Annotated in this window: 18 protein-coding genes; 17 read left to right on the top strand and 1 reads right to left on the bottom strand. The window is 40.0% G+C overall.

Annotation, left to right across the window (positions count from 1 at the left end; all coding sequences use genetic code 11):
• Positions 1-39: 39 nt before the first annotated feature.
• The gene (locus tag DXA15_RS00865) at positions 40-1,017 is read right to left on the bottom strand and encodes a FecR family protein (RefSeq protein ID WP_128132820.1); all 978 of its coding nucleotides are present in this window, start codon (positions 1,015-1,017) and stop codon (positions 40-42) included.
• Positions 1,018-1,104: 87 nt separating this feature from the next.
• Between DXA15_RS00865 and DXA15_RS00860 the strand changes: the two genes are divergently transcribed.
• The 17 genes from DXA15_RS00860 to DXA15_RS00780 all read left to right on the top strand — a co-directional run bounded on the left by DXA15_RS00860 (position 1,105) and on the right by DXA15_RS00780 (position 26,869).
• Positions 1,105-1,701, top strand: coding sequence for an RNA polymerase sigma factor (locus tag DXA15_RS00860; protein ID WP_128132819.1), 597 nt, complete (start codon positions 1,105-1,107; stop codon positions 1,699-1,701).
• Between the two features lie 72 nt (positions 1,702-1,773).
• Positions 1,774-2,775, top strand: coding sequence for a FecR family protein (locus tag DXA15_RS00855; protein WP_128132818.1), 1,002 nt, complete (start codon positions 1,774-1,776; stop codon positions 2,773-2,775).
• Between the two features lie 347 nt (positions 2,776-3,122).
• Positions 3,123-6,332 (top strand): TonB-dependent receptor, encoded by a 3,210-nt coding sequence (locus DXA15_RS00850; RefSeq protein WP_158579626.1) that lies wholly within the window; start codon positions 3,123-3,125, stop codon positions 6,330-6,332.
• Between the two features lie 31 nt (positions 6,333-6,363).
• Positions 6,364-7,230 (top strand): RagB/SusD family nutrient uptake outer membrane protein, encoded by an 867-nt coding sequence (locus DXA15_RS00845; protein ID WP_128132816.1) that lies wholly within the window; start codon positions 6,364-6,366, stop codon positions 7,228-7,230.
• 2 nt (positions 7,231-7,232) lie between these two features.
• Positions 7,233-8,120, top strand: a complete 888-nt coding sequence (locus tag DXA15_RS00840; RefSeq protein ID WP_158579625.1) for a RagB/SusD family nutrient uptake outer membrane protein — start codon at positions 7,233-7,235, stop codon at positions 8,118-8,120.
• Positions 8,121-8,205: 85 nt separating this feature from the next.
• Complete coding sequence (locus DXA15_RS00835) at positions 8,206-10,197, top strand: hypothetical protein (protein ID WP_128132814.1); 1,992 nt, start codon at positions 8,206-8,208, stop codon at positions 10,195-10,197.
• An 8-nt stretch (positions 10,198-10,205) separates the two neighbouring features.
• Positions 10,206-12,464 carry a GH92 family glycosyl hydrolase gene (locus DXA15_RS00830; protein ID WP_128132813.1) on the top strand — a complete coding sequence of 753 codons (2,259 nt, stop codon included), beginning with the start codon at positions 10,206-10,208 and terminating at the stop codon, positions 12,462-12,464.
• A 207-nt stretch (positions 12,465-12,671) separates the two neighbouring features.
• Positions 12,672-12,995 carry an L-rhamnose mutarotase gene (locus DXA15_RS00825; RefSeq protein ID WP_128132812.1) on the top strand — a complete coding sequence of 108 codons (324 nt, stop codon included), beginning with the start codon at positions 12,672-12,674 and terminating at the stop codon, positions 12,993-12,995.
• A gap of 43 nt (positions 12,996-13,038) precedes the next feature.
• Positions 13,039-13,707, top strand: a complete 669-nt coding sequence (locus tag DXA15_RS00820; protein WP_128132811.1) for a B12-binding domain-containing protein — start codon at positions 13,039-13,041, stop codon at positions 13,705-13,707.
• 6 nt (positions 13,708-13,713) lie between these two features.
• Positions 13,714-14,712, top strand: coding sequence for a uroporphyrinogen decarboxylase family protein (locus DXA15_RS00815; protein WP_128132810.1), 999 nt, complete (start codon positions 13,714-13,716; stop codon positions 14,710-14,712).
• A complete protein-coding gene (locus DXA15_RS00810; RefSeq protein ID WP_233566619.1) occupies positions 14,709-15,410 on the top strand; it encodes a vitamin B12 dependent-methionine synthase activation domain-containing protein in 702 nt (233 codons plus the stop codon). The genes DXA15_RS00815 and DXA15_RS00810 overlap by 4 nt, the downstream gene beginning before the upstream one ends.
• A 6-nt stretch (positions 15,411-15,416) precedes the next feature.
• Positions 15,417-16,445, top strand: a complete 1,029-nt coding sequence (locus DXA15_RS00805; RefSeq protein ID WP_128132809.1) for an L-rhamnose/proton symporter RhaT — start codon at positions 15,417-15,419, stop codon at positions 16,443-16,445.
• A 36-nt stretch (positions 16,446-16,481) separates the two neighbouring features.
• Positions 16,482-17,729, top strand: coding sequence for a uroporphyrinogen decarboxylase family protein (locus DXA15_RS00800; protein WP_128132808.1), 1,248 nt, complete (start codon positions 16,482-16,484; stop codon positions 17,727-17,729).
• A 43-nt stretch (positions 17,730-17,772) separates the two neighbouring features.
• Positions 17,773-19,260 carry an alpha-L-fucosidase gene (locus DXA15_RS00795; protein WP_128132807.1) on the top strand — a complete coding sequence of 496 codons (1,488 nt, stop codon included), beginning with the start codon at positions 17,773-17,775 and terminating at the stop codon, positions 19,258-19,260.
• A gap of 42 nt (positions 19,261-19,302) precedes the next feature.
• Positions 19,303-21,087 carry an alpha-L-fucosidase gene (locus DXA15_RS00790; protein WP_186958673.1) on the top strand — a complete coding sequence of 595 codons (1,785 nt, stop codon included), beginning with the start codon at positions 19,303-19,305 and terminating at the stop codon, positions 21,085-21,087.
• Positions 21,088-21,113: 26 nt separating this feature from the next.
• Positions 21,114-22,913: an alpha-L-fucosidase gene (locus DXA15_RS00785; protein ID WP_128132806.1), complete on the top strand. Its 1,800-nt coding sequence runs from the start codon at positions 21,114-21,116 to the stop codon at positions 22,911-22,913.
• Between the two features lie 734 nt (positions 22,914-23,647).
• Positions 23,648-26,869 carry a TonB-dependent receptor gene (locus tag DXA15_RS00780; RefSeq protein ID WP_128132805.1) on the top strand — a complete coding sequence of 1,074 codons (3,222 nt, stop codon included), beginning with the start codon at positions 23,648-23,650 and terminating at the stop codon, positions 26,867-26,869.
• The last annotated feature ends 10 nt before the right edge of the window (positions 26,870-26,879 follow it).

The following is a 26,879-nucleotide window of genomic DNA, read 5'->3' as shown; positions in this document are numbered from 1 at the left end:
ACTCGCTCATATTAATACATTTTTAAGATTAGCTATTATTTATATTTCAGAAACGGTTATATGACGGTCGTCAATCTTGTATTTGATTGGAATAGAAAGATTGACAATTTCCATGATATCTTTTATACTTTGTCCCCGGTAAAAAGTTCCGGTAAAAGTTCGTTTGTTCAGTGCTTCGGACTTGACGGTAAATCGAACTCCGTAAACATGACTTAGCCGGTAAAGTATGGCTTCCAGGCTTTGTTCCGGAAAATAATAATAGCCGGTTGTCCAGGAAGTGAATTGTTTGGCATCCACATTTCTTACATCGATAGCATGTGTATTCCGGTTGTAAATAAACTGCTGATTGGGTTTCAGTATGGTTTGATGCAGAATGTTCTCTGTCTTCAAACGAACTGCTCCATCCAGTAAAGTTGTGATGAGTAGTGAATCGGAAGCGTAGGCCGTAACATTAAATTTCGTTCCAAGGGCTTCTATATCCTGTTCTCTAGTCTTTACAATAAAAGGCTTGTCTTTATCTTTTGCGACTTCAAAATAAGCTTCCCCTTCCAGATAAACGGTTCTCTGTTTTCTGCCGTAATCATTTTCATAATGAAAGACTGTTTTCGATCCCAAACAAACATGTGTCCCGTCCGGTAATTCAACAACATCTGCATCTAACCCGTCTCCACCGATATATCGTGTCGCTATTTTGTCTTCGTCCTTATTAAGAGTCAGAAATAAAGAGGTAAGGCATACCGTAATAAAAGAAACTGCTGCATAGTTACCTAATTGCAGCCATCTGCTTTTCTTACGTGGATAAAGTACCTTTCTTTTTTTCTGAAGACGATCCCAGCTTTCTTTCGGATCATTCTGCATCCCATTGAAGTAACAGGCATCATAGATAGCCTTGATTTCAAAGAATACCTTTTTATTTTCGGCATTCTCATTCACCCAGGCATAAAAATCATTCATGCCCTGTGTATCCAGCTGTCCTTGCAGATATTTTATGATCAATTCTGATTGTTCGTCTTTCATATAATTTTTCAATTAGACAAAAGGTGACTTAGTCCTTTATGAACTACGGATAAAATATTACCTTTGTCAGAGTCAATAGGAGGGGGAATGAAAAAACACGCAATAACGGCTATAGATATAGAGGTTTTATTTCGGTTGAAGCAGGGGGATGAAAGTGCCTTTGATGCTGTTTATTGGAAATATAACCCTTGGGTATTTAATTTTATATACTCCCTGCTATATGATAAATCTCTGGCTGAGGACTTGACTCAGAACGTTTTTTTGAAGATATGGGAAAAACGTGCAACTATAGATCCAGAACTGGGATTCGATGCTTATCTTTTTGCAATAGCCAGGAATTTGGTATACAAAGAAACTGAAAAACGTTTGGAGTCTGAACAATTAACTTTCACATTTGAGGGACGGGCAAGAGAAACAGATTCATTGACAGAAGAGAATATTGACGCGGAATCTCTTCGGGAATATATTGATGCTTTGATTGAGCAGTTACCTCTGTCCAGAAAACAGATCTTTCTGCTGAGCCGGCGCCAACATCTATCTAATAAGGAAATAGCAGACCGTTTATCAGTTTCGGAAAAAACGGTTGAGACCCAGATTTATCGTGCTTTACGCTTTATAAAACAAAAACTTTCAGAAGAAAGTAATCTTGCGGTACTAATACTAGTGATGATTAAAGGATGTTAAAACCATCCTTTTTTTATTTTGCCTGTAAGGGATCTGACAAATTTTAGGATATACAATAATAAAAGAGAGGCAATGGATAACACAAATATATTATTATTAGACCGTTTTATGCGGGGAGAAACTTCACCTGAAGAAGAACAACAATTGTTGTTGTGGTTTCGGGATGTCGATGCGCAGGAGGATATTTTGACTTTTTATCGTCAGCATTGGCATGAAGCTTCTGATAAAGAATTATCGGAGGACGTGCAGCTTCGTATGTTTCATCAATTAAAAACAAAGATAAGATCAGAATCTATTGCAATCAAGAAGACGCGGAAATTCGAAAAACGATGGTTCATTCGTTGGGGGCAGTATGCAGCAGCTATAATTTTATGTGTGGTAGTTGGTATTACTTCTCATTTGTATACCCGTCAATCTGTACCAGTTGCGAAAGAATACCAGGTGGAGGCAGAGAAAGGTCAGCGTGCCAGTGTGATGTTGCCGGATGGAACGAAAGTTTGGTTGAATTCTCACACTCAGATTTCATACAATAGTAATTATGGAATGAAAGATCGCATTGTGGCTTTGGTTGGTGAGGCTTATTTTGAGGTTGCCAAAGATAAAGATCATCGTTTTATCGTAAAAACAGGTGAAATGGAAGTTGAAGCATTAGGTACGAGTTTTAATGTAAAAGCATATAAGGAAGATAGGGATGTGATTGCTACATTATTTACAGGTAGTATCCGGGCCACAGCCGGTAGTCATTCTGTGATATTATCTCCTGATCAGCAGGTTTGTTTCAACCGGATAGAGGATGATTTAAAGGTCGATAGTCCGGAGAATGTGGTTTATGCTTCCATGTGGAGAGATAATGAGTTGGCATTTAAAGGTGAAACGTTGAATGATATTGCTATACGATTAAACAGGCTTTATAATGTACATATAGAGTTTAAGTCTGAGAAAATCAAACAGTTTCGTTTTTCAGGCGTAATCAAGAATAATAGTCTGGATAATGTATTTGAAATTATCAGTCTGACGTCGCCGATAATGTATGAATCACTTGGAGACACAATCGTTCTGAGTGAAAGGCAATAGAGTGAATTAATAGAGTATTGTTAACTTTAAATGAATTTGCATATGAGATAGAGAAGTAGAAAAAAAAGAAAGGGACAACTTCTGGTGGAAGTCGCCCCTTGTACACAGTTTTTTAGCTTAAATCGGAGTTTACAAATCATATTTATAACACAGTCGACTGGCGGGTTGACCGCGTAGAAATGTTTTATACCCGATTTTAGCTTGTAAAGTTACTATTTATAATCCATTTACTATTAAAAAAACACTTAAAAATGAGTAACATCAAGCAGTTTTTAATACAGGCTTTTTTGTGTAGTATGATGCTTGTCTTTTCAAGCTTCACAGCAATGAGCCAAATCACTCTCATCATGAAGAATAAACCGGTACGTGAGGTGATTAAAGAGATAGAAAAGGTGAGCGATTATCGCTTTTTCTACAATGATGATTTATCGGATTTGAATAAAGTTATCTCTATTGAGATAAAGAATGGCGATATAAAAGATATAATGAAACAGATTACCCAACAGGCTGCGGTTTCATATGTTTTGAAGGCAAATCGTCAGGTTGTGTTATCATTAGCTTCAATAGACCAACAGAAGGATGTCGTAAAAATAGCAGGAAAAGTTATTGACGAACAGGGGGAAGGAGTTATTGGTGCAAATGTGATGGAAAAGGGAACGACAAATGGAACTATCACCGATCTGGATGGAAAGTTCTATTTGGAAGTTTCCGGAAAGTCTATACTACAGGTCTCTTATATAGGTTTTAATACACAGGAAATTCAAGTGAATGGGCAGAAATTATTTACGATCAGGATGACTGAAGATTCACAATCATTGGATGAAGTTGTTGTTGTCGGTTATGGAACCCAGAAAAAATTAAATCTGACAGGAGCTGTAGCTACTTTGAAAAATGAAGAGTTAGTAAAAACTCCGGTAGCTAGTACTACAAATGCTTTAGTTGGGCGGTTACCAGGACTGATAGCCAAACAAAAAAGCGGGCAACCCGGTTTTGATGCAGCAGATATTAATATCCGTTCTTTTGGAAGTGCTCTTGTTATTGTCGATGGCGTGGAACAATCTTTTAATAATATAGATGCGAACGAAATTGAGTCTGTTTCTATATTGAAAGATGCATCTGCTGCTATTTATGGTGCCAGAGCCGGAAACGGGGTTATATTGGTTACAACAAAACGTGGACAGTCCGGTAAACCGAATATTTTATTTAACGGAACATTGACCAGCCAGAGTTATACAAATTTCCCTGAGCCTGTTGATGCCGGACAATATGCAACTCTTTTCAGAGAAGCTCAGATTAATTCGGGCGTTCCTGAAAATCAAACAAAATTCTCAGAAGAAGATATAGCGAAATATTTTGCAGGGAATGATCCTCAATATCCAAGTACGAACTGGTATGATGAGATAATGAAAAAATCTGCACTACAGCAACAGTATAACCTGACGATCAGAGGAGGTACGGATGTTGTTAAGTATTATACATTCCTGGGGTATCTCAGTCAGGATGGAATGTTTAAGGGGGATAATACAGGTTATAGGAGATTTAATGTCCGTTCAAATCTGGATGTAAATCTGACTTCGGATTTAACATTTTCTCTCGACCTGTCTGCGATAAAGGATGATGTACGTCAATCTAACCGACCAGCATCTGAGGAATGGTTCTGGATGGATTTCTTTGATAGTACGCCAACATCACATGCTTCGTTTCCAGATCCGACAAAGGTTCCTCATATAGGTCCGGGTCCGTTTAATGCAATCATAAATACACATGAGGATTTGGGAGGGTATGATAAAACATACAAAAATACATTGAATGGTGCATTTTCTGTTAATTATAAAGTTCGTCCTGTTCCCGGATTAAGTGCAAAATTGAAACTGAACTATCAACAGGTGTCTTATGACCGGAAGAACTGGACAAAACAAAATGATATCTGGGATTACGATTATGCGACGGATACCTATACATTGTATGGTAAGTCGATGCCTACATCATTGAAACAGGAGTTTCATAAAAATCAAACTATAACAGGGCAATTTTCTTTGAATTATGATAGAGTATTCAATAAAGATCATTCAATAAACGGATTGGCTTTGGTGGAAATAATAGATTATAATAACGGAAACTTCTCCGCTTATAGGGAGAATTATGTAACAAGTGCCATTGATCAGCTTTTTGCTGGTGGAACTATAAACCAGCAAGCCAATGGGAGTGCTTCTGTCTCCGGAAGAGCTAGTTTGGTTGCTCGTGCAAATTATGCTTATCGAGGAAAATATTTATTGGAAGCCACAGCCCGTTATGATGGTTCACCGAATTTCCCAAAGAATAAAAGATGGGGATTTTTCCCAAGCATATCTGCTGGCTGGCGAATGTCTGAGGAAACATTTATAAAAAATAATTTAACCTGGATCGACAATCTGAAACTGCGTGCAGGTGTGAGCCAGACTGGATTTGACTCTGTCGGTGCATTTCAATATCTTACCGGATATAAGTTTGAGGGTTATAACGTACTTGGCGGAAAAGAAGTTCCCGGATTAACTACTACAGGTATTGCCAATACAAATATTTCCTGGGAAACGATGACATTATATAATGTAGGATTAGATTTATCTGTATTGAACAGTAAACTGTATTCGGAGATTGATGTCTTTTACAGAAAGCGGGATGATATGCTGGGTACCCGCGTCGTATCGTTACCCAATACATTCGGAGCAACTCTTCCTAGTGAAAATATAAACAGCCAAAGCACAAGAGGTTTTGAAGTGCTTATTGGGCATAGAGGTAATTTCAGCGATTTCTCTTATGATATCAGTGGTAATGTTTCCTGGTCGCGATCAAAATGGATTCATTATGATGAACCCGATTATACAGACCCTGATGATATACGTTTAAAGAAAAAATCCGGTCAATGGATTGATGTTTATAATGCATATAAATCAGACGGATTATTCACCAGCCAGGAGGAAATTGATAATCTGGGGTATGATATGGATGGTATGGGAAATACATCTCTTCGTCCTGGTGATATAAAGATTGTCGATATAAATAATGATGGAGAAGTTGACTGGCGGGATGCACGTAATATTGGAAGTGGTGGAACTCCTCATATTATTTATGGTATAAACCTCAATATGAAATATAAAGGATTTGATCTGAGTGTGTTTGCACAAGGAGCAGCGGATTATTATGTGCAGCTACAATCCGGAAACATTAATATTGATGGTGTAAGAACTCCTTTTAAGGTTATTTGGAATGAACGTTGGACTCCGGAGAACAATGATCGTGATGCTATTATTCCAAGACAAAAAATCGGTCAAACAACTAATAATTGGAATTCTGACTATTGGTATAAAAATGCATCCTATTTACGTTTGAAAAATGTAACTCTGGGATATACTTTTAATAAAAGCCTGGTTCAGAAGCTGAGAATGGAGAATTTGCGTTTATTTGTGGTTGGTACGAATTTGTTTGCAATAAATCCATTACGTAAATATGGATTAGATCCGGAAACCCTGATGCAACCAGAGGTTGGTCGTATCCGGTTACCAAGTCTGTATCTTTAGGATTGAATGTTAGTTTTTAAATAGTACGGTTATGAAAACAAAATATTTTATATACTTATTACTTTTTTGTGGTAGTTTCTCTTGTGATATAATGGATAAGGCACCTTTGGATATTATATCGGAGGAAGCTGTATGGAACGATAAAGCATTAATAAATTCATATATCAACGGAGTCTACAGCGAATTGGATTTCTTGATCCGTGATGGTTATGGTTATGAAGAAGTAGACCCAACTTCCGGATTATCAGACGAAGGACGGCAAGGACGTGACTGGCATCCTTTGTATTCTACCTGGAAAGGCGGTTTTCTGAATAAGGATGGCGGTTTGCTTGAACAATGGCGTTACTCCACCATTCGTAAAACAAATGAGTTTCTTGAGAAAATAGAAACGTCAGCAGCTGTATCTGAGTCAGAAAAGAAGGTCTTGGCTGGGAAAATTCGTTATGCCAGGGCAATCACATACTTCTTTATGGTGAAGAGATATGGTGGAATACCTATAATAACTAAGGCTCAGTCGATAGATGCTCCAATGGAAGAACTGTTGGTTTCAAGGGATAAGGAGATTGATGTTTACGATTTCATTATTGATGAGATGGATGAGATCGCAAAAGATTTACCAGAAAGTTATGGTAGTGATGAAGTGGGGTATCCTACAAAATATGCTGCATTAGCTTTGAAAAGTCGAGCGGCAATGTATGCGGCCAGTATAGCTACCTGGGGAAAAGTTCAAATTAACGGTTTGGTCGAATTCCGGCAAATGAAGCAGAACGTTTCTGGAAAGCATCTTATGATGCTTCTAAAGAAATTATCGATTCTAAATCTTTTGCATTATATAATCAGAATCCAAATGATAAAGCTGAGAATTTCAGGAAATTGTTCCTGGATGAGAACAATGTAGAGGTGATATTCTCTAAACAATTGACGGGTGAGCAGGTCGGTAGTAATTATGATTTGTTCATGTCTCCGTTCCAGTTTTGTCCGGGCTGGGGTGGAAGTAATACTGCTGTTTACCTGGAGATGGTAGAGTCTTTTGAGAATGTAGACGGGACTCCGGGTACTTTTGATAAAACTTTGGCTCTGAGTCAGCCATGGGATCTGACAGAGTTTTTTAAGAATAAAGATCCTCGTTTTTTTGCCTCTATCTATTACGAAGGAACTATCTGGAAAGGAGAAGCTGTAGAAAATTGGGGTGGTATTATTACTGAAAACGGATCTAAAGTCACTTCTGGTTTTTATCAGGGAAAACCGGCTCAGGGACGTTCGTATTCTGCGGCTGGATATGCCGGAGGTGCAATTACCGGATTCAATGTCAAGAAATATCTGGATGATGATTTAGTACCGGTAGATGCAGGAAAAACTAAAGTTGATTTTATTGTTTTCCGTTATGGTGAAATCTTGTTGAATTATGCAGAAGCAGCCTTTGAGTTGGGAATGAATACCGAGGCTCTGAATGCTGTAAACCAGATAAGGGAGAGAGCTGGGATTGCATTATTGACAAATATAACTCGTGATGCGATCAGGCATGAAAGAAAAGTAGAACTTGCTTTTGAGGACCAACGTTGGTGGGATTTGAAACGTTGGCGCATTGCAGTAGATGCTATAACACGAAACTTTACAGGCATTTATACTTTCTATGATGTGAAATCAGGAAAGTTTAAAATTGAAATGAATGATAATGCAATGGGAGGGGTACCTTCTGTATTCAAGGAAGAACACTACTATTTTCCGATTACTCCGGATAGAATTTCTAATAATCCGAATTTGGCACCGGAAAATCCGGGATATTAAAATTAACTGAATGTATGAGGGTGTACCGGAAGCAATTTGCTTCCGGTTACATTTTTATGACTTATAACCTTTCAAATGAAATAACATGGAAAATCAACGAAGAATAATATATGTATTGCTTATAGGACTGTTAGCTGTGCCACTCAATGCTCAGAATAGGATAAAAACACGGGCTGAATCATTCTGGGGTGTTCATTTTGATCGTCATACTCAATTGACTGACGATCACTTAGGAAAAACCTTGACTGAAGGTATGGTCGATTCTATGCTGACGGCTGTGCGCCCTGATTATATTCAGGTGGATAGTAAAGGACATCCGGGTGTCTCTTCTTATCCAACGGAAGTCGGGCAGCAGGCTGCCGGATATGATAAAGATCCGTTAGCTTTGATCAGGGAGGTAACACGAAAGAGAAACGTAGCATTGTATGTTCATCATTCGGGAGTAATGGACATCAATTATGTTCGTTTACACCCGGAGGAAGGACGACGAGGTGCTGATGGTAAGCCGGATGGGCAGAATACCAGCCTTTGGGGAAATTACGCAGACCAACTATTGATCCCACAACTGAAAGAGCTGGCACTAAAATATAAAGTTGATGGTGTCTGGATTGATGGAGAAAGTTGGGCGGTTTATCCGGATTATCATCCGGCTGCTGTAAAAGAATTCAAGCAGGAGAGTGGGTTGACTTATGTACCTGTTGTCCCGGAAGACCCCAATTATAAAGTCTTGCTTGAGTTTAACAGGAAGAAATTTATCTCATATATAAATCACTATACAACAGAGTTAAAGAAAGTAGCCCCACAGTTTCAGCTATGTTCAAACTGGGCATTTAGTGCTTTGATGCCGGAACCGGTTCCAGCAGATATGAAATTAGACTTTTTATCCGGTGATTATGATCCGGATGATGCTTTGAATACAGCAAACTGGAATGCTCGTTGCCTGGCAGGACAAGGATTGCCTTATGATCTGATGGCATGGAGTTTTGTTCGCCATTCTGTCCCTAAGACAGCTTTACAACTTTGTCAGGAAGCAGCGGCTGTTATCAGTCTGGGTGGTGGGTGCCAAATGTATTTCAGGCAAAATCAGGATTTATCTTTTCAACCTGCGTCATTTGGTATAATGCGGGAGGTTGCAGACTTTGTATTACCAAGAAAAGAGTATTGTAAGGGTATACGGCCTATTCCACAAATCGCATTATTTTATTCTACTGCAGGTTGGAAACGGGAAGTAAATGATATTTACAGACCATTTGGTGTGAATGGTATCAGAGGCGTTATGAATGCTCTTTTAGACGGACAACAGGCTGTTGAGGTTTTAATGACTCACCATATGGTAAATAGTATGGAAAAATACCCGTTGATAGTTGTACCTGAATGGAAAGAAATAGAACCGGAAATGATTGTCCGGTTGAAAGAATATGTTCAAAAGGGAGGTCATTTGCTGGTTATAGGTTCGGATGCGACAGTTCTTTTTGATGATATACTGGGAGTAGAAGGAGTAAAGGAAAGTACTGTTTCCTGTCTAGGTTTTGATAGTCGTTTTGTCGATATACAAGGACCATTCCGGGAAATCCGCTTGAATCCGGAGGTAAAGGAATTAGGTCGGTTATACCAAACGAATGATTTCCGCTTCCCTTCAGGAGTTGCTGCTACTATTAGTGATTACGGGAAAGGAAAGGTCGCAGGAGTATATATGAATATGGGAGAATCTTATCTTTCCTCTACATCTCCTGTATTCAGGGATTTTCTGTCGGGAATAGTAAATGAATTATTTCCGGATCCATTAGTCTCTGTACAGGGATCTCATCGGGTTCATGTTGTTCCGGCAGAAAAGGAAGGACGGATGCTTATCCAGTTGATCAATACATCCGGCGATCATGCTAACCGTTATGTCAAAGGTATAGATGAAATACCTGTATTGACAAATTTGAAAGTATCAGTGAATATAAGTGAGAAACCTCGGAAAGTATTGTTGCAACCGGAAGGTAAATTACTGAAATTTGATTTTACCGGGAACAAGGTTTCAATTGTCATTCCAGAATTGAAAATTCATGATATAGTAGAAATAGTGAAATAAAGTAGAGTATGAATAAGACAGGAAAAATTACATATCTGTTATTTTTATTGGTGATGTTGTTGGTTTCGTGTAAGAATGAACAGAGACAATCAAACAATCAGTATGTAAATAAGTTTATTGGTACCGGCTCGAATGGCTGTGTTGCCCCTGTAGCTTCCGTCCCGTTCGGAATGGTACAGATTGGACCTGACACACATGCAAATAGTTCGGGATACCATTATGATCATACGAATTTGGTCGGTTTTAGTCATGTACATAAAAGCGGAGGAGGTTGTGGCGACTTTCTGGATCTGTTATTTATGCCTTTACCTTTAAATTATAATACAGATAGTATTACAAACCTCTATTCCCAATATTATCAGGCGGCTTTTACTCACGAAAAGGAATATGCAGCCCCAGGATATTATTCGGTAGATTTATATAATGGTGATCTGAAAGTTGAGTTAACAGCTTCTGCACGATGTGGCATCCAACGGTATAAGTATAATTCTCCGGGAACTGTTCCTGTTGTTATAGATCTGGAATATGGTTCGCAGGGAGCTTGCACGATTCAAAGTGAACATAATGTGGATACAGTCTTTGATGCGGCAATTGAAAAGGTAGATGATTATACCATTCGTGGATATCGATTAACAAACGGATGGGCTCCGGAACAACATGTGTATTTTTATACCACTTTTTCTTCCCCTGTCAAAGATTGTCTGTTGTTTCTGGATAATGAGCGCGTTGAAGGTGTTTCTGCGTTAGAAGGTCGTAATGTGAAAGCAGTTCTTTCATTTGAGAACGGGGGAAAAGAGTTGGATATTAAGACGGGTATTTCTGCTGTAGGTATGGATGGTGCCCGTAATAACCTACTGGCGGAAATGAGTGATAAAGATTTTGACCAGCTACGGAAGGAAGCCGCTTCCGAATGGACTTCTATTTTAGGGCAGATTGAAATAGAAACAAAAGATCCTGAAAAGAGGGAACTGTTTTATACCTCCCTGCATAATGTAATGATGTATCCGATGCTCTATTCGGATGTTGATAACCGTTTTCGTGGGCCAGACAGTCAGGTACATCAGACAAACGGTTTTGCTTATTATGGTGCTGTTATCGGTTTGTGGGATACATTTCGTGCAGCCTGTCCGTTACTTGCTGTTTTACATCCGGATATTATGAAAGACTACATCAATACTGCATTGGAGCATTTCAGGTATGCTGGGCAGCTTCCTATCTGGACTTTGGCCGGCGTAGAGACCTATCAGATGGTTGGTATTCATTCTATGCCACTAATAACCAATGCTTATATGAATGGTATTACAGGTTTTGATACTGAACTCGCAATGGAGGCAATGGTTGAATCGGCCATGAAAGATACCTGTGGATATTCTATGGGGTACTTTGTTGGATTGGAGAATTACAAGAAATATGGCTATGTTCCTTGTGATCTGGAGATGGAATCTGTTGCCCGTACTTTAGAATATGCTTTTGATGACTGGGCGATCTCGCAATTTGCTTCTTTAACAAATCATTCTCAGATTTACGATAAGTTTTATACCCGTTCGCTGAATTATAAGAATGTAATAGATACGAGCACATTGTTGGCCAGGGGAAAGACAAAAGCCGGGCATTGGCGGGAACCATTTTATCCTTTACGTTCGGAACATCGGGCTGACGATTATTGTGAAGGAAATGCCTGGCAATGGACTTTCTTTGTTCCGCATGATGTGAATGGTCTTGCCGAGTTGATGGGAGGAAAAGATGTTCTGGCCTCCCGGTTAGATTCTTTGTTTACGATGAGTTCAACATTGGAAGGAGAAACGGTTTCCGGAGATATAAGTGGACTGATCGGACAATATGCACATGGAAACGAACCCGGACATCATACGATTTATATGTATAATGAGATCGGACAGCCTTATAAAACACAGAAATATGTAAATGAAGTGTTGACAACTTTATATGATAATACTCCGGAGGGTATATGTGGAAATGAAGATACAGGACAAATGAGTGCCTGGTATGTCTTCAGTTCTTTGGGATTTTATCCGATGGATCCGGTTTCAGGTAAATATCAACTGGGAGCTCCATTGTTTGACCGGGCTTCGATCAATTTGCCGTCCGGGAAACAGTTTATTGTAACGGCAGATAATTTGTCTGATAAGAATATATATGTAAAAGAGGTTTGGTTGAATGACCATTTGTTGGATCGGACTTATATAACTTTTGAAGAACTATTGAATGGAGGAACACTTTGTTTTAAAATGACTGATAAGTTGGAATAGCAGAAAGTTTCTTATTCTTTTTATAGAAGTAGGTGTAAACGAATTTGAAGGTATATCCGAATTGGTTTGCACCTACTCTTTTTATGTACTAGTGAAAGATAAATTATCTGAATCTCGGAAACAGTCAAAAGAACCACGTATATTGAAAACTTCACCTCTGGTATATCCGTTATTTTTGCTCATACCTAATCTAATAAACAGGGAAATATGAAACGTTATGGAAGTATAATTGGCGTGAAGCCTGAAAAATTGGAAGAATATAAGAAATTACATGTTGCTGTCTGGCCGGAGGTATTGGCAAAGATAAAGGAATGTAATATTCGTAACTACTCGATTTATTATAAAGACGGAATGCTGTATAGCTACTATGAATATATTGGTGATAATTACGAAAAAGATATGCAGAAGATGGCGGCTGATCCAACCACCCAGGAGTGGTGGAAGCTGACTGACCCCTGCCAGCAGCCAGTAGAAAACCGTGCTCCCGGGGAATGGTGGGCAGCTATGGAAGAGGTGTTCCATATGGACTGATGTCCTGTAAAACGAAATAAATTAGCTTTAAATATTATTGAACATGAATGACATTATTATTAAACTTGGCGAATGCGTGGAATTCGGCAAGATCAATCAGGCATCGCCTTATCCACCGGCAATGAAAGGACAATCGGGGGCTGACGAACTGACTCGTGAGGCTTTGGAGAATGGCCTGTCTCCTCAGTCTATTCTGAATGATGCACTGATTCCGGCAATGAACCGTGTAGGCAACAAATTCACAGAGGGAAAGATATTTGTCCCTCAGATGTTACTGTCCGCAAAAGCGATGAATAGTGCCATGGCGCATCTGAAGCCCTTCTTCCAGAGTGGGGAGATCAAGCGTAAAGGCGTATTCGTTATTGGTACGGTAATGGGAGATTTACATGACATCGGGAAAAATCTGACAGGAATGATGGTTGAAGGTTCCGGTTGGGAGGTCATTGATTTGGGGACAGACGTGCCGGCTGAAAAATATATCCAAGCACTGGATGAACATCCGGGGGCAATTTGCGGCATGTCTGCTTTGCTGACTACGACAATGAGCAATATGCAACCCATGATCGCAATGATCCGTGAAAAACACCCCGATACCAAAGTGGTTGTTGGCGGTGCACCTCTGAATGCTACTTTTGCGCAAGAGATCGGAGCGGATGCCTATGCCCGTGATCCGCAGGATAATATCAACTGGTTGGATTCAATCGTAGCCTGATAGTGTATGAATAAGTTTATCAAACAATTACTGGATAGCGACAAACGGATCGCTATCCCTATCATGACTCATCCCGGCATTGAAGCGATAGGGAAAAAGGTATTTGATGCTGTGACAAATGGCGAAGTCCATTATCAGGCAATCCGTAACGTAACGGAAACCTATAACACGGCTGCCTGTACTGTCATTATGGATCTGACAGTTGAGGCGGAAGCTTTCGGGTGTACGATCAGTATGCCGGAACATGAAGTACCCAGTGTTACGGGACGTCTGGTTTATGATGAAGAGTCAGTGAACCGTCTGCAAGTCCCTTCCCTGTCAGTAGGGCGGATGCCGGAATATCTGAAGGCTAACCGGCTGGCGATAGAGAATATAAAGGATAAGCCTGTGTTATCCGGTTGTATCGGCCCGTTTTCGTTGGCTGGAAGGCTGTATGATATGTCTGAGATTATGGTCGGAATTTATATCGAACCGGATGTAATTAAGACTTTGCTGGATAAATGTACAGCCTATATCACCGCTTATTGCAAAGAATTGAAATCTCTCGGAGCCACAGGTGTAATTATGGCTGAACCTGCTGCCGGGTTATTATCTAATGATGATTGTCAGGAATATTCAACCGTTTATGTCAAACAGATTGTAGAGGCGGTACAAGATGAAAATTTCACTGTTATTCTGCATAATTGCGGTAACAAAGGACAGTGTACCCAAGCAATGATTGATTCCGGAGCTGCAGCACTACATTTCGGGAATGCAGTTGATATGGTGGCAACATTGGAGCAATGTCCGTCAGATCTTATTGTAATGGGAAATATTGATCCGGTAGGTATCCTGAAACAAGCATCTTCTGAGGATGTATATCGGATCACTTCTGACTTGTTGGCAAAGACGGCAGGGTATAAAAACTTTGTTATCTCCTCCGGCTGTGATATGCCGCCTTTGGTTCCGGAGGCTAATATCAAAGCGTTCTATAAGGCTGTTGCTGATTTTAATGGAGTGAAATGATGTTTCGCTCATATACATTTTCATTTGAAGAGGTCAGGCCGGAAAAGTCTGTTCTGATGGAGTATCTGCAAATCCCGGATGCAGAAAGTTATTCGCTTGTCTCGGAGATTGTAGAGAAGACTTTTTCCGGACTGGCGAATTCAAAGGAGATCATCGGAGGATACAGGATACTGGATTGTAAAGGACTGGATATAAGGGAAGGTACAGTTTTTTGTTCACCAGGTCCGTTGCATACCGGACGTAAGATCAGCGGTTATATGACCGGTGCCACAGAGATTGCATTATTTCTTTGTACAGCGGGAAAAACATTTACAGATCTGTCCCATGCCTATCAGCAGAACGGCGATTTTCTGGAAGCCTTTGTTGTCGAGTCGATTGGTTCGGCTACCGTAGAGAATGCCATGGATAAAGTTCAGTGTTGTTTGGAAGAAGAAATAACGGCTCGGGGCAAGAAGATCACGAATCGGTATAGTCCCGGTTATTGTGAATGGGCTTTGTCTGGTCAGCGTGATCTGTTCTCTTATATTGGCGATCATCCGACTGGAATAACGATCAATGACTCTTGTTTGATGCAACCGATTAAATCGGTCAGCGGAATTATAGGAATAGGGGATGAGGTGAAGAAACGGTCTTATGGCTGTGATATTTGCAACAGTTCCTCTTGTGTGTATAGAAATATTAGAAGAAAAAACCAATAAGAATATATGACATTTGAATTATTATTTGGAATCGGACTGATCGCTATCGGCGCTTTTTCGTCCGGGAGTTTCTCCATCCCTTTTGGTAAGACCCGTAACTGGTCGTGGGAGAACTATTGGCTGATATATAGTTTGTTCGCCTATGTAATAGTACCAGTAGTAGCCTGTCTTATTTTTTGTCCGGGATTTATGGATGTATTGTCCGGTGTCCCGTCACGAACATTGGGATGGATATTCCTTTTGGGAATTATTTATGGAATCTGTAATCTCACATTTGGTTTGTCACTCCGTTATCTGGGACTTTCGCTCGGTTTCTCTCTTTCCCTCGGATTGATGATGATATTGGGCACGATCATTCCGCCGGCTATCGATGGGCGGTTAACTATACTGTTGCAGCAATCCGGCGGAACAATGCTGATTGCCGGCCTTTTGATTGCTGCCGTCGGTATAGCACTGAGCGGATATGCCGGTTACCGGAAAGATAAGGGGGCGGGATCGGAAGCTAATCCGGAGTTGAACTTCGGGAAAGGATTGGTACTTGTCTTCTTTGTCGGCATAACAGGGGCTTCACAGGCATTGGGGATAGAGCAGGGGAATGGTATTTCGTCTGCTTTGGTCACATCTGGTATCGATCCGTTGTTTCAGACGTTACCTGTCTTTTTTGTGCTCTTTGGCGGCTCTTTTCTGATCACCGCGATCTGGTGTCTCTTCCTGTCGAAAAAGAATAATAACCTGAAGGCTTTTGTTGAAACGAAGGATATCGCTATCTCCCGTAACTATCTGTATTGCGGCCTGGCCGGTTTCCTGTGGTTCGTCAACTTTATATTTTATGGCATGGGAAAGAGTCGGATGGGAGAATTTTCGTTTACCGCCTGGGGAATACTGATGTCGCTGACCATTGTCTTTGCAACCCTTTGGGGATTGTATCGAGGAGAATGGAAAGCTACTGATACAAAAACAAAAGCTTGGATGTATGCCGGCCTGATAGTTCTGATCGCTGCTTCGTTTATTATAGGAATGAGCGGGGGAGAGTAATGGAAATTGAAAATTAAGAATTAAGAATTGAAAATTATGACTTCAAGAGAACGCGTTTTAGCTGCAATAGCTCATAAAGAGCCCGACCGTGTGCCGGTCGATATGGGGGCAACTCCCAGTTCAGGCATCTCTGCGATCGCCTATTCCAATTTATTAAAACACCTAGGACGTACAGATCTCCCGGTTCAAATTTACGATGTCGTGCAGCAACTGGCACAGCCGGATATGTCGATTATCGATCAGTTCGGTATTGATGTCCTTGACATTGGTCGTACTTTTAATGTACAGCCGTCTGATTGGCATGACACGATTCTGGCAAATGGTGACAAAGCGTTGTATCCTGCTTGGTTCAATCCTGTAGTCCAGCCTAACGGGTCGTATCACTGTTACGATACCGACGGCAAGCGCCTACTGGCTATGATGCCGAAAGGTGCCACCTTTTTTGACCAGTCTTATTTCCCTTATGTAGATGGTTATCCGGATAGTTACGAAGGGTTGGATGCGGAAATGGGACGTGTCCTTTGGTCTCGTTATGTGCATAGTCCCTGGGATCATGCTGCCGACCCCGGTTTTTGGGAACAACTGCGTAAGAATGCCCTTCACCTGCGTGAAACAACAGATAAGGCACTGATGATCGTTTGCGGTTGTAATCTTTTCGAGTGGGGAACTTTCCTGCGGCGGATGGATAATTTCCTGATGGACTTGCTTTGCGACCCCGACCAGGTAGAACGTGTACTGGACGAATTGTTGAAACGCCATCTGGCTACTTTGGAAAAAGTCTGTGATTCTGTTGGCGACATCGTGGATATTATCCGTTTTGGCGATGACCTGGGGATGACGACCGGTCCGTTTATGGACCCTGATACATACAAAATGCTCTTTAAACCCCGTCATAAACAGTTGTGTGATTATGTAAAGTCGCATAGCCAGATGCATACTTTTATCCATTCTTGCGGTTCCATCTCTCCCTTAATGCCTGACTTGATAGAGGCTGGTATTGAGATCTTCAACCCGGTACAGACCAATGCTGTGGATATGGAGCCTGAGTTTCTAAAAAGAGAATTCGGACAGGATTGTACTTTCTGGGGAGGTGGTGTGGAAACTGTCGGCACTCTGAATAACGGTACACCGGAGCAGGTTCGCGAACAGGTTTTGCAACGTTTGGAGATCATGTCGGACGGTGGCGGTTTTGTTTTTAATACTGTACATAATATCCTGCCGGATGTTCCGCCGGCTAATATTATTGCGATGTTTGATGCAGTTGAAGAATTTAATGACCGATAGGCTTTAAACCTTCTGTTTTTAGACAGGAACTAAAAACTGAGATATGAAACGATTATATTATTTGATATTTTTATTGATATTGATTGGATCATCAGGAACTTTCGGACAGAAAATCGTTCCGTCTGAGCGTCCTAATCCTACTCAACAGAAGATGGTAGAGCGAGGCTATGGAATGTTTATCCATTTCGGAATAAACACTTTTGGTGAGACGGAATGGTCCGATGGCTCTATTCCTGTTGAAAAATACAATCCGACAAAACTGGACTGTGACCAATGGGTACGGGTTGCTCATGACGCCGGATTCCGTTATGTACTGCTCACGACTAAGCATCATGAAGGCTTTTGTCTTTGGGACAGTAAATATACGGAGTATGATGTCGCTTCTTCACCTGTAAAGACAGATGTGGTTGCTGAGGTATCTAAAGCATGTAAAAAATATGGTTTGAAGTTTGCGGTCTATTATTCCTTATGGGACAGGAATGCTCCTTCTTATAAAGATGAAGATCCTGAAAAATATGTGGATTACATGTGTAACCAGTTGACAGAGTTGTTCACTAATTATGGCCCGATCTGTGAACTTTGGTTTGATGGGGGATGGGACAGGAAACCGGAAGATTGGAACATGCCACGTGTTTATGACTTGGTAAAAAAGTTGCAACCCCATTGTGCCATTGGTGTGAATCATACGATTGTCTATAAAGAGAACGAGCGTAAATCGGCTTTACCTGACTCTATGATCACGGATAATAAATACTTTTTCCAATATTTCCCGAGTGATTTCCGTTTGTGGGATCCGAAGATTGCACATAAAGGGGATAAGAAGCAATACCTGCATGACGGTAAATCTTATTATGTTCCTTTTGAACATACGATTTGCATTAGTAAAAACTGGTCATGGTTCGGGAAAAAAGACCCCATTCCGACACGTAGCTTAGATGAATTGGAAGAGTTGTTTTATTGGTGTACAGACAACCAAAATACATTGGTAATGAATATTCCTCCCGATCAAACCGGTCGGATTAGGGAACATGAAGCCAATACGATCATTGATTTGGGACGCAGGCTCGGATTGAAACCCAACAAACCTCTTCCGACCAACGGGACATTCATTTCCATGCATGCACCTGCCCGGGCCACATCCGTTTACGGAAAAGATGTGGAGAAATATGGTGCCCGGATGGCGGTCGACGGAGGAATGCAAACACGTTGGGCCTCAGCAGACACATTGGCGACTTTGACAATTGAATTGGATGAAAGTAAGCCGTTTAATAAAATCTCTATCTTTGAATACCAAGATGAGGATTATTCACAGGATGGTTTTTCTTGTTACCGTTCCAATCGTATACAAGAATATAATATCGCTATTTTCCACCAAAATGAATGGAGAACCATATATTTGGATAACGAGTCTATGGGAGATTGTAAAGTAATTCGTTTCCCACAGTCGTATCGTGCTTCTAAAATCCGGTTGGAAATAACAAAGGCTCTGGCTCCTCCGTCTATTAAAGAGTTTAATGTGATTCAATATTGAGGTAGGTTTAAGAAGGAATAATAAATTTGTAAATGACGTTAGATGAATAAAATTTTAAGGGAAATTATATTGGGAGGTTTCATGCTGATAGTAACAGTCACGACCATTTTGGCTCAACAGCGAATGGATCAAATGTGGGGGGATCAGCAAGCAAAGAACAAGGAACTGAAAGAGAAACGCGGTCATTTGTTTGAATGGGGAAACTACGCCATGTTCATTCATTGGGGCTTATTCTCCCATTTGGGAAATGTATGGAATGGTAAAACATATTACGGCATTGGAGAATGGATGATTGATGTTAACATGGCCAATGCAAATCGGGATGAATATAAAGCTGTCAGTCGTTCGTTCAATCCCAAAGATTTCGATGCGATGAAAATTGTACAGTTGGCTAAAGATGCAGGAATGAAATACATCATTATTACAAGTAAGCATCATGATGGTTTTGCCATGTATCATTCCTTATGTGACAAATTTAATATAGTGGATGCAACCCCCTTTGCCCGCGATCCGATGAAAGAACTGGCTGATGCTTGTAAAAAGTTGGGACTGGGCTTTGGATTCTATTATTCGCATAATCAAGATTGGACTCATCCCGGAGCTTCCGGTGCTCCCCGAGTGGATAAAGATGGGAATCCCCGGACGTTTGATGATTATTTCCATGAGAAATGTTTACCGCAAGTGGAAGAAATCACTAAAAATTATGGTGATATGGAGCTAATTTGGTTCGATACACCGGGAGATATACCCCAAAAATATGCAGAGAAATTAGTTGAAGTTGTACATCGGAATCAGCCTCGGGCGCTTGTCTCCGGGCGTATTGGTTATAATTTAGGAGACTACCAAACATTAGGAGATATGGAAGTCCCATTAGAAAATATCGATGGCTTATGGGAGAGTGTTGACGTGACAAATGACGCATGGGGGTATGCTTGGTATGATCAAAACTGGAAATCTCCGAAACAAATTTTGCAATATCTGATCTCTACTATTGCCCGTGGAGGTACTTATATGTTGAATATAGGTCCTGATGGAATGGGAAATGTTCCGGAATTCGTTTCACAGACTTTGCGTGCTTCCGGGAAATGGATTGCCCGTTACCCTCAAGTTATTTATGGAGCGGAACCTTCTCCGTGGAAACATGCACTTCCGTGGGGAGACGTCGTGAAGCAAGGTAACAAACTATATTTGAACGTATATGAATGGCCAACGTCTGGTAAACTTTATTTACCCGGATTACAAACGGAAATAGTCTCAGCCGGAATTCTTGGTGAAAAGAAAAAACAACGAATTAAATTTGAAAAGGAAGATAACTGGACAGTATTTCAAGTACCTTTCCAAAAGCCGGACAGGATGATAACTGTCATCGAATTGGAAATGAAGGATAGTGAGATTATAGTAAATAATACTTTGGCTTTGGATCCTGAAACAGGAATAAACGACTTATCGGTTAAGTTTGCAAAAGCTGCTAATTGTCATGTTTATAAATCTAGTTGGATGGAAAAATTTGGCGAATGGAAACATGTATATTGCATAAGCGACCTCAACCGTAAAGGTAATGTTGCCTGGAATATTGAAGTTAAAACTCCTGGCGTATATCAAGTAGATCTGAAAGTAAGAGGTAAAGAACGTCCGGTATGGAAGGTAGAAACAGATGAAGGGCATATTGCACAAAACCAACAAAGTGTATCGTCTGCTTTTCAGAAAAGACCGATTGGTTGGATTCGTTTCGATAAGCCTGGTATACATACGGTGACTGTTTGCATGCCTGAAGGCGGACAGGCTGATTTGGCATCTATTTCAATGACTCCAATCAATTTTGAATAAGAATATAAATTTTAAGGAACAAGTGTATGAAACGATTCTATTGTTTAATGTTCCTGTCTGTATTGGCAGGAACATTAAATGCCCAATGGACTGTGAAAGAGAGTGATTTCAAGGGGAGTCCATTGGAACAAATATATAAAGCTAGTCCTTATTTAGTTCATATCATGCCGGATGCGGAATGGAACAACAGCAACTTCGCATCCGAGGCTGATATGAAGTGGTATAAAGAGGCCCGTTACGGAATGTATATTCACTTTGGTTTAGGTGCTTATAAAAATCGGGATTTGAGTTGGGGAATGGCTGACGGTGTGGCTCCCGACAAGAGTGAAGGTGCTTATCCGCGTAGCGAATGGACTTCCTGGCCTGATCGGCTGAAACTGGAGAAATTTTCAAAAGAGGAATTAGCTGATATTATTCGCAAGTCTGGTATGAAATATGTGGTTGTCGTGGCTAAACATCATGATGGTTTTCATTTTTACGATACTCAGTATTCAGATTTTAAGGTTACAAATACTCCTTACGGGAAAGATTTTGTGAAAGAGGTAGTCGATGCGTGTCGTATGGCAAATGTGAAAGTCGGTTTTTATTTTTCGCAAAGGGATTGGTATCATCCAGATTATGAACCGATAGATACAACCACAATAGAACGTATATCTTCTGCTCCTTATTTCAGAGCGAAAGAGGGTAAAATTGTTAAGCCAGGAAAGAAGCATCGTAAATATATCGAATATATGTTCAATACTGTACGGGAACTTTGTACCAATTATGGGAAAATCGACATGTTCAACTTCGATGCTTCTTATTGGAACGGTATGTTTACGGCTGACATGTGGGATGCGGAACAATTAACACGGATGATACGAGAACTACAACCCGGAATCATAATTAACAACCGAGCCAGTTTGCCGGGAGATTATGATTCTCCCGAACAACGTATAGGTATGTTTCAAGATCGTCGTATGTGGGAGACTTGCATGTGTCTGTGTGATACTTGGGCATATTCTCCGACCCGTGTAAAAGGTCCGTTGGAGGTTTTTCGTAACATACAATCTACAGCAATTGGAAATGGCAATGTGTTGTTGAGTTGGGGAATGAAATGGAATGGGGAATGGGATGAGAAACAAAAAAACTCACTGATTGATGCCGGAGAATTTCTTGAGGCATACGGGGAAAGTATCTATAAAACGCACGGTGGTCCGTGGCTCCCGGAAAGTTGGGGTGGTACAACTTTTCGGAATAACAAAATATATGTACATGTATTTCAATCGCAAATCGGTATTATTTCATTACCTAAACTGCCGGTTATCTCTATCGAACAATGTAAAGTTCTTACCGGACAAACTGTGGAGTTTAAGGATGGAGGAGACCATTATGAGTTGGATTGTAAATTGGCTTTAACAGAGAAAGCACCTTTAATCATAGAATTGACTGCATCCAGGAATTTAACGTCGGATGATATTCTACGTCAGCCACAGTCCGGAGGTTTATTTGGTGATGAAAAAACATATGGAAAACGAATCTGTTCACAGGTAGTAGCAACTTCTAAAGATATTGTGATAGATTTGGGCGGAAAAAGAAATCTAAAGGGAGTACAGTTGGTTTCAGAAGAACCGACTGAAAAAGGGAATGTATCCATTTGGCTTTCCGAAGGGGGAAATACTTGGAAACTCTATCAGACATTAGCTTTAACTGGTACTAATACAGAAATACCGATAACAACTTATGTCGCAGGTATTCTAGTGGAAGGTATAGCTACTCAGAAAATCAAATTACAATTTGCTTCGGGCATGGCATCTAATGTTATTTGTCATGTTTATGGTAATTGATTTTTTTTGTAAAAGAGAATGTTAACATAATAAATCCATTTTCCATAATCATATTGTGTCGAATGTATGATAGGAATGGCAAGAATACTTAGAGGTCATGTTTATTCGATAGTTTAATATGCTGAGGAATGTGTGTAAGCTTTTAAAATTAGTCCTGTATTGACCATAGTTTTTGTAGAACTACGTATATTTTGCAAAAATAGAAAAAATATTCAATAAAATCATTTAAAAAATCCGTTCTTTTTTTTGCAAAATCCGATATTGTATTATTAAAACAAGGACAAAAGATGAAGTTTTAATCTTTAATACAACGGTTGATGTGAAATATTAAGCCTTTCCCGGGGGCTTTTAATGTAATTTACTGATTGTTCCAGTCATAATTTAAGTCTCTGGACCATAGTTCTACAAAGACTATGGTTCAGAGACTTTTTTATAAGTATGCAATAATAGATTGCAAAGGTGATGATTTTTATGATTTAGACTTATGAATAGTCGTTTGATTTTGTATTAACTTTTGTTTGACCTTATCTCTAATCTCAATACGAATTGAAGGTGGAAGAGATATGGTGTTAGTATTGATGAATATAAAAGAATTATAAACTTAAATATTAATGCCTATGATATAAAGAAAAGGACAGTATGCTAAAAACGGATAATGTTTACACAATTATTCGGTTCACGTAAGATTAAACCAAATGTAAGACTGGTTAAAACTCTTAAACTAAGTAATTATTATGAATAAAAAAAGAATTGAAATAGGGATGGTAGCTAAAAGATCCCTTCCTATATTCGTTTTTACGACATTTTTATTTGTTTTGGCAGAATCGGCTTTTGCCACTGGAGCTGATGAAAAATCTACTATTACAGATAATAAAGTCAAAAAAGCAGGAATGGCTCTTATTCCTGCTCCAATGCAACAACAGAAAAAAATCAGTGGAGTAGTGACAGATGATTTAGGAGAACCTTTGCCTGGAGTTGCTATTCAGGTTGCAGGGACGCCGAGGGGGGTAACAACCGATGTTGACGGGACCTATTCCATAGAAGTAAAAGAATCAGACAAATTGGTCTTTACTTATTTAGGCATGGAAACGCAAACAATACCTGTCATAGGAAAAAAGAAACTGGATGTTACACTGAAACCTAAGGTTGATGAATTGGAAGAGGTTACTGTCGTTGCTTTTGCCAAACAGAAAAAAGAATCGGTTATTTCTTCTATTACATCCGTTAAACCGGCAGAATTGAAAGTGCCAAGCAGTAACTTGACAACATCTTTGGCCGGTCGTATCTCCGGCTTGATTGCCTATCAAAGAAGTGGAGAACCCGGGCAAGACAATGCGGAATTTTTCGTTCGCGGTGTAACTACGTTCGGGTACAAAAAAGACCCGTTGGTATTGTTGGATAATAATGAAATATCTTCTTCTGATTTGTCTAAAATACAGCCGGATGACATTGCTAGTTTTAATATCATGAAAGATGCGGCAGCAACGGCCCTGTATGGTTCGCGTGGTGCAAATGGTGTTATTTTGGTTACAACCAAAGAAGGTGTTGAAGGGAAAGCCCGGCTGAATGTCCGCTATGAAGAATCTATTACGACCCCTACCAGCTTGGTTGATTTGTCAGACGCGGTAACATACATGAAGTTGCATAATGAAGCCATCAAAACACGTGACCCGCTGGGGGCGACTATGTATTCGCAGCAGAAAATAGATAACACGATTGCCGGCGGCAACCCGTATGTTTACCCGGCCAACGATTGGTATGATATTATGTTTAAAAAACAGGCTCATAGCCGTCGTTTGAATTTCAACTTAAGTGGTGGCGGCAAGGTTGCCAGTTATTATATTACAGGTACTTACAACTCTGATAAAGGAAATCAGAAAGTAGATGGCGTAAGCAACTTTAATAATAATGTCAATCTGAACCGCTATATTTTGCGTTCCAATGTAAATATCAAAGTAACGCCTACCACGACAGCCAAGGTCCGTTTGCAAGGTACTTTCGATGATTATAGCGGTCCGCTAGATGGTGGAGACAACTTGTATAATAAAGTGATAAATGCCAATCCGGCATTGTTTCCGCCCTATTATCTGCCGGATGAAGCGAATAAATACACCCAACATGTCTTGTTTGGTAATGCCGATAAGGCACAATATATGAATCCGTATGCGGAGATGGTAAAGGGGTACAAGGAATATTCGACTTCCAATATGTTTGCCCAGTTTGAATTGGAGCAAAAGCTGGATTTCATAACCGAGGGTCTTTCTTTGAGGGGATTGTTTAATACGAGTCGTTATTCATACTTTGAAGTAAAACGTGCTTATAAGCCTTTTTATTATTCGGCGGGTATGTATGACAAGGTCTCGGATACCTACAAACTGAACGTATTGAATGAACAGAGCGGAACGGAATATTTGGATTATGTGCCGGGAGATAAAAAGGTTAATTCTGCCCTTTATTTTGAAAGTGCATTGAACTGGAATCGTATTTTCCAAGATAAACATAATGTAGGTGGTTTGTTGGTTTTCACGATGAGGGAATCGAAGAATGGAAATGAAAGTGATCTGCAAAAGTCATTGCCATCACGCAACATCAGTTTGGCAGGACGTTATACTTATGCTTTCGATGGGCGTTATTTCGCTGAATTTAACTTTGGTTATAACGGTTCTGAGCGTTTTGCAAAAAAAGAACGTTTTGGTTTCTTCCCTTCCGGAGGTTTAGGTTGGTATATTTCCAATGAAGCATTTTTCCCTGATGCTTTGAAAAAGAGCATAACCAAATTGAAATTGAAAGCAACTTACGGTTTGGTTGGTAATGATGCGATCGGTAGTGAATCAGACCGTTTCTTCTATCTGTCTAATGTAAATATGAATAATTCATATCTGGGTTCCTCTTTCGGTACGTTAGGTAATAGAGGCGGCCGTGGGTTGAGCGGAATTTCCATTAGCCGTTATCCGAATGAAGACATCACTTGGGAAATTGCACGTAAGGCCAATTATGGTATTGAATTAGGCTTATTTGACAAAATTGAAATCCAGGCAGATTATTTCACAGAAAAGCGTTGGAATATTTTGATGGATCGTGCTGCTATACCGGAGACGATGGGACTTCAAAGTAGTTTGAGGGCAAATGTTGGAGAAGCCAAAAGCCGTGGTTTCGATATGTCGCTTGATTACAATCATTCAATTAATAAAGATTTATGGATTACGGGACGTGCCAATTTCACATATGCAACCAGTGAGTTTTTAGTATACGAAGAACCGGATTATAGTAGTACGCCTTGGAAATCACGTATCGGTCATTCGTTGGCTCAAGGATATGGTTATATTGCTGAACGCTTATTCATTGATGAAGAAGATATCCGGAACTCTCCGGTTCAGTTTGGCAATTATATGGCTGGAGATATTAAATATAAAGATTTGAACGGTGACGGGAAAATCACGGAATTGGACCAAGCAGCCATAGGTTATCCTACCAGTCCTGAAATTGTGTATGGTTTTGGTTTTTCTACGGGATATAAAGATTTTGACCTTTCTTGTTTCTTCCAAGGATTAGCAAGGGAATCTTTTTGGATAGATGTAGAAAAAACGTCTCCATTTATTAATAACCAAAGAGCATTGTTGCAAGCGTATGCTGATAACCATTGGTCGGAAGCAGATCGTAATACACAAGCGTTGTGGCCGCGTCTGTCTACAACTGTTATTGAGAATAATAATCAGAAGTCTACTTGGTTTATGCAGAATGGCGGGTTTTTACGGTTGAAGTCGTTAGAATTTGGTTATCGTATTCCGAAGCATATTATTTCTAAGGCTCATATAAGTGATTTGCGTTTCTATTTAAGCGGAACCAACTTGCTGACTTTCTCTAAATTTAAATTGTGGGATCCGGAAATGGGTGGAAATGGTTTGGGATATCCTATTCAGAGAGTATTTAATGCCGGAGTTCAGTTGTCATTCTAAAATGTAAATA

It is taken from the genome of Parabacteroides sp. AM58-2XD, assembly GCF_003463685.1.
Taxonomy (GTDB): Bacteria; Bacteroidota; Bacteroidia; order Bacteroidales; family Tannerellaceae; genus Parabacteroides; species Parabacteroides segnis.
This window is presented reverse-complemented; position numbering and strand designations above follow the sequence as displayed.